The sequence below is a fragment of the Nocardioides pelophilus genome (genome assembly GCF_014180685.1).
Classification (GTDB): domain Bacteria; phylum Actinomycetota; class Actinomycetes; order Propionibacteriales; family Nocardioidaceae; genus Nocardioides; species Nocardioides pelophilus.
The window spans coordinates 1-5,565 of record NZ_JACEHF010000226.1 but is presented as its reverse complement, the minus strand read 5'-3'; the positions used below and the strand labels follow the sequence as shown (position 1 = coordinate 5,565).

Here is a 5,565-nt window from a genome sequence, read left to right as displayed (position 1 = left end):
CGCGGGCGCCGACCGGCGCGGGGCCCAGCCCGGCCAGCGTGTCGCGCGAGCGGGAGCCGAGCACGGGGGCGACGTCGATGCCGCCGCGGACGGCGACGTAGGAGCGAAGGCCGCGCGCGGGGGTGCCGAGCGTCAGTCGGTGGCCCGGCCGCAGGACGAGCACGGCGCCGGTCGGTTCGCTCCGCGAGCCCACCGTGACCGGCGTCGGCGCCCCGGTCACCGCGAGCCAGACCGTGCCGTCGACAGCCTCGACCTCCAGCCCACCGAGTGTGACCTCGAGCGCGGCCGCGCCGGCAGCGTTGCCGACCAGCCGGTTCGCCAGCGCGTACGACGAGCGGTCGGCCGCGCCCGAACGGCCGACGCCGATCGCGGCCAGCCCCCGGCGCCCGTCGTCCTCGACCAGGCACGGTCCGCCGGTGCGGTGCACGCGGAGCGCGGCGCGCAGGCTCATACCGGTACGAACCGGACCGCGACCCCGGCGGCGAGCAGGGCCGGCGGGTCGCGGTCGAGGTCCCACATGGACACATCGGTGCGGCCGATCAGCTGCCAGCCGCCCGGTGACTCGCGCGGGTAGACGCCGCTGAACTCGCCCGCCAGGCCGACGGCCCCCGCGGGGACCCTGGTGCGCGGGCTGTCCCGCCGCGGCACCGCGAGCCGCGGATCGCCGCCGATCAGGTAGGCGAAGCCCGGCGCGAAACCGCCGAACGCCACCCGCCAGGTGGCCTCCGTGTGCGCGGCGACCACTCCCTCCTCGCCGAGCCCGGTCAGCCGCGCGACCTCGGCCAGGTCGGGTCCGCCGTACTCCACCGGGATCTCGATGACGGGGTGCTCGCCCTCGCGTCGCACCTGACCCACCGGTCCCGGGTTCGGCGATCTCAGGACCGGTAGGTCAGGTACGACGCGTTGCCGGAGCACGCCGAGATCGACCCCGGGGCGGGCGCGGACCAGGACCGTCCGGGCTCCGGGCACGAGGTCGTCGACCAGGTCGCGGAGGGCGGGGTCGTCGGTGAGGGCGTCGATGCACGCGACCACGGTGGCGGTGTCGGGAAGCTCGAGGAGGAGCGCGCGGTCGCCGTACGGGAGCAGGCGCGGGGTGGTGGTCATGCGAACGCCGCGACCGTCATCCCGGCGTCGACGAGGGCGGCGCGGACGGCGGCCGCGATCTCCGCGGCGCCGACCGAGTCGCCGTGGACGCACAGGGAGCGCACCTCGCCCGCGGCGGCGAGCCGGACCGCCTGCGCGGCCGCCGCGGCCGGGTCGGCGAGGACCGCCCCGGGCTCTCCTCGCGGCACGAGCGAGCCGTCGTCGAGGTAGGCGCGGTCGGCGTACCCCTCACCGACCGTCGGCAGCCCGGCCTCGGCCGCCAGGGTCAGGAACAGCGACCCCGGGAGTCCCAGGACCGGCAGGCCGCCGTACGCCAGCACCGCCTCGACGACCGCTCGCGCCTGCTCCTCGTGCCGGTTCACCGCGTGGTAGAGCGCTCCGTGCGGCTTGAGGTAGCCGACCCCGCCGCCTGCCGCCCGGGCGATCCCGTCGAGCGCGCCGAGCTGGTAGAGCACCTCGGCGGTCAGCTCCGCTGCCGGCATGTCGACGAACCTGCGGCCGAACCCGGCCAGGTCGCGATAGCTGACCTGAGCACCGATCGCCACGCCGCGGCTGACCGCCACCGCGCACGTACGACGCAGGGTCAGTGCGTCGCCCGCATGGAAGCCGCAGGCGACGTTGGCGCTGGTGACCAGCGCGAGCATCGCGTCGTCGTCCCCGACCTGCCAGCGGCCGTACGACTCCCCCACGTCGGCGTTGAGATCCACCGTGGACGGGCTCCGTGTATGCAACGTCACGCCCCTTATCGTGGCCTATCGGCGCGCCCGAGGGTTACCGACCGGTAATCTTCGCGGCGGCCATGCCAACCCTCGATTGCCATCCCCATTGCACAGGAACCAGGGAGACAACGACAGTGCAGCAGATTCTCGATGCCATCCTCGCCGGCGACACCTCCGCCGAGGACTTCGCCAACCTCGAGCTTCCCGAGTCCTACCGGGCCGTGACGGTCCACAAGGACGAGGTCGACATGTTCGAGGGGCTCTCCGCCAAGGAGAAGGACCCGCGCAAGTCGCTGCACCTCGACGAGGTCGCCGTCCCCGAGCTCGGCCCGGGCGAGGCGTTCGTCGCCGTGATGGCGTCGGCCATCAACTACAACACCGTGTGGACCTCGATCTTCGAGCCGGTCTCGACCTTCGGCTTCCTCGAGCGCTACGGCCGCGAGTCCGACCTCGGCAAGCGCCACGACCTGCCGTACCACGTCGTCGGCTCCGACCTGTCCGGCGTGGTCCTGAAGGTCGGCCCGGGCGTCACCAAGTGGAAGCCGGGCGACCGCGTCGTCGCCCACTGCCTCTCGGTCGAGCTCGAGGCGCCCGACGGCCACAACGACACCATGCTCGACCCCTCCCAGCGGATCTGGGGCTTCGAGACCAACTTCGGCGGCCTGGCCGACATCGCGATGGTCAAGGCCAACCAGCTGATGCCCAAGCCGGAGCACCTCACCTGGGAGGAGGCCGCCTCCCCCGGTCTGGTCAACTGCACCGCCTACCGCCAGCTCGTCTCCGCCAACGGCGGCAACATGAAGCAGGGCGACAACGTCCTCATCTGGGGCGCCTCGGGTGGTCTCGGCGGCTTCGCGACGCAGTACGCCCTCAACGGCGGCGCCAACCCGATCTGCGTGGTCTCCAACGAGGAGAAGGCCCAGATCGTGCGCAACATGGGCGCGGACAAGATCATCAACCGCTCCGAGATGGACTTCAAGTTCTGGAACGAGGACGGCACCGCCCAGAACCCGAAGGAGTGGCTGCGCCTCGGCAAGGCCATCCGCGAGCTCACCGGCGGCGAGGACATCGACATCGTCTTCGAGCACCCCGGGCGCGAGACCTTCGGCGCCTCGGTGTTCGTCACCCGCAAGGGCGGCACCATCACCACCTGCGCCTCGACCTCGGGCTACATGCACGAGTACGACAACCGCTACCTGTGGATGAACCTCAAGAAGATCATCTCCAGCCACTTCGCCAACTACCGCGAGTCGTGGGAGGCCAACCGCCTCATCGCGCAGGGCAAGATCCACCCGACGCTGTCGAAGGTCTACTCCCTCGAGGACGTCGGCCAGGCCTCGCTCGACGTGCACCACAACCTGCACCAGGGCAAGGTCGGCGTGCTCGCGCTCTCCCCCGAGGAGGGTCTCGGTGTCCTCAACACCGAGATGCGCGAGCAGCACATCGACAAGATCAACCTGTTCCGCGGCGTCTAGCGTTCGGAGGCGTTCGGAAGCAGACCGGCCGGAACGCCACTAGTCTGCGGTCGTGATCGACCGCTGGGCCGGCGTGGTCGGGCGACATGCCCGGCTGGTGCTGGCTGTCGCGGTGCTGGTCGTCCTGGGCGCGGCGGTGTACGGCGCCGGCGTGTTCGACTCGCTCGGCCGCGGCGGCTTCGACGACCCCGACGCCGAGGGCTACCGGGCGGCGGTGATCGAGCGGGACCTCTTCGGCAACCACGCGCCCGACGTCGTCGCGATCTACTCCAGCGACGACCTGACCGCGGACCAGCCCGAGTTCCGGGAGTCGGTGCAGTCCGTCGTCGACGACCTCGACGTACCCGAGGTCATGCGGGTGGTGGCGTACTACGAGGTGCCGGCGGACGCCGGTCTGGTCACCCCGGACGGGCACGCGGCGCAGGTCCACGTCTCGCTCGCCGGCAACACCGACAACGAGCAGATCATCAGCTACGACGAGATCGAGCCGCTTCTCCATGCCGACGGCCTGGAGACCGAGCTGGCCGGCCTCTTCCCGGCACACGCCGACGTCAACGTCATCACCGAGGAGGACCTCAAGCGGGCGGAGCTGCTCTCGCTCCCCCTCGTCGTCCTGCTGGCGTTGCTCATCTTCGGCAGCCTCACCGCCTCGGCGATGCCGGCGCTGCTCGGTATCGTCTCGCTGCTCTGCTCGATCGCCGTCATGCGCCTGCTCACGCTGGTCACCGACGTGTCGATGTTCTCGATCAACGTCATCTCGCTGCTGGGGATCGGACTGGCGGTCGACTACTCGCTGTTCATCGTGAGCCGGTTCCGCGAGGAGCTGGCGCTGCTGCCGCCCGGTGATCCCGCGACCCCGCGCACCGCCGTCAGCCGCACCCTGACGACCGCCGGTCGCACCGTCATGTTCTCCGGGCTCGTCGTGGCGGCCTCGATGTCGAGCCTGCTGATCTTCCCCCAGGTCTTCCTCCGGAGCATGGGGTACGGCGGCATCGCGGCCGTCCTGGTCGCGATGCTGGCCGCACTCACGGTGCTCCCGGCGATCCTGGTGCTGCTCGGGCGTCGGATCGACGCAGCCCGCCTCCCCTGGCGGCGGCGCTGGGACATGCCCGCCCCGGCGGGCGACGACGGCCGCTGGGCGCGCCTGGCGCGGGCCGTGATGCGCCACCCGGTGGCGGTGCTCGCGGTCACCGGCGTCCTGCTGCTGGCGGTCGCCTCGCCGTTCCTGGGCGCGAAGTGGGGCGGGATCGACCACCGGATCCTGCCCGAGGACGCACCCTCCAGGATCGCCGCCGAGAAGCTGCTCGACTTCGGTCCCGAGACCTCGCTGGCCTCCGTCGTGCTGCAGGACGTCGACTCCGCGGCCGTCGCGTCGTACGCCACCGCTGCCGAGGACGTCGCCGGCGTCCGCGAGGTCGTCACGCTCGCCGAGGAGGGCGACGCGGCCCTGCTCCGGGTGGTCTGGGACGGCAACACCCAGTCGGAGGACTCGCAGGAGATCGTGAAGGACCTGCGGGAGATCGAGCCGGACACGGGCTCGGCGCTCGTGGGCGGCGTGACGGCCGACACCGTGGACCTGATCTCCTCCGTCCACGGTCACCTGCCGCTGATGGGCCTGATCGTCCTCCTGGTGATGCTCGTGCTGCTGTTCGTCGCGTTCGGGTCGCTCGTGCTGCCGGTCAAGGCGATCGTCATGAACGCGTTCTCGATCAGCGCCTCGTTCGGCGTCGTGACGTGGATCTTCAACGACGGCCACCTGTCCGACCTGCTGGGCTTCACCTCGCCCGGGTTCCTCGAGGCGACGAACCCGATCCTGATGCTGGCGATCCTGTTCGGGCTGTCGATGGACTACGAGGTCTTCCTGCTCTCACGGGTGCGGGAGCGCTGGGACGCCACCGGCGACCACGAGCTGGCCGTCGCCAGCGGCGTCCAGTCCACCGGCCGGATCATCACCTCCGCCGCTCTCCTGCTCGGCGTGGTCATCGGGGCCTTCGCCACCGGCGACATCGTGCTGATGAAGATGCTCGGCGTCGGCATGGTGGTGGCCCTGATCGTGGACGCGACCATCGTCCGCGCACTGATGGTGCCCGCCACGATGGCCCTGCTCGGGCGGCTGAACTGGTGGGCGCCGGGGCCGCTGCGCCGGTGGTGGGAGCGCTACGGCTTCCGCGAGGGCGCCGAGCTGGTCCCGGCCGGCGCTCCCCTCGCGGCGTTCCCGCCCCCACCACCCCCGGCCGCCACCGCGCCCCCGCCACGTCCGGCAGGAG

At 71.7% G+C, this 5,565-nt stretch carries 5 protein-coding genes; 2 read left to right on the top strand and 3 right to left on the bottom strand.

Annotated elements, in window-relative coordinates:
• The 3 genes from H0488_RS21735 to H0488_RS21725 form a co-directional block, all read right to left on the bottom strand.
• On the bottom strand, positions 1–451 hold a 451-nt coding region (locus tag H0488_RS21735), incomplete at its 3' end, for a 5-oxoprolinase subunit C family protein (RefSeq protein ID WP_220794881.1).
• The gene (locus tag H0488_RS21730; protein WP_183101297.1) at positions 448–1,104 is read right to left on the bottom strand and encodes a 5-oxoprolinase subunit B family protein; all 657 of its coding nucleotides are present in this window, start codon (positions 1,102–1,104) and stop codon (positions 448–450) included. The genes H0488_RS21730 and H0488_RS21735, both read right to left, overlap by 4 nt.
• The gene (locus H0488_RS21725; protein WP_183101298.1) at positions 1,101–1,835 is read right to left on the bottom strand and encodes a LamB/YcsF family protein; all 735 of its coding nucleotides are present in this window, start codon (positions 1,833–1,835) and stop codon (positions 1,101–1,103) included. Before H0488_RS21725 ends, H0488_RS21730 begins: the two co-directional genes overlap by 4 nt.
• Positions 1,836–1,957: 122 nt before the next feature.
• Between H0488_RS21725 and ccrA the strand changes: the two genes are divergently transcribed.
• Positions 1,958–3,298, top strand: a complete 1,341-nt coding sequence (ccrA, locus tag H0488_RS21720; protein ID WP_183101296.1) for a crotonyl-CoA carboxylase/reductase — start codon at positions 1,958–1,960, stop codon at positions 3,296–3,298.
• Between the two features lie 52 nt (positions 3,299–3,350).
• Positions 3,351–5,565: MMPL family transporter (locus tag H0488_RS21715; RefSeq protein ID WP_183101295.1), on the top strand; the 2,215-nt coding region annotated here is incomplete at its 3' end.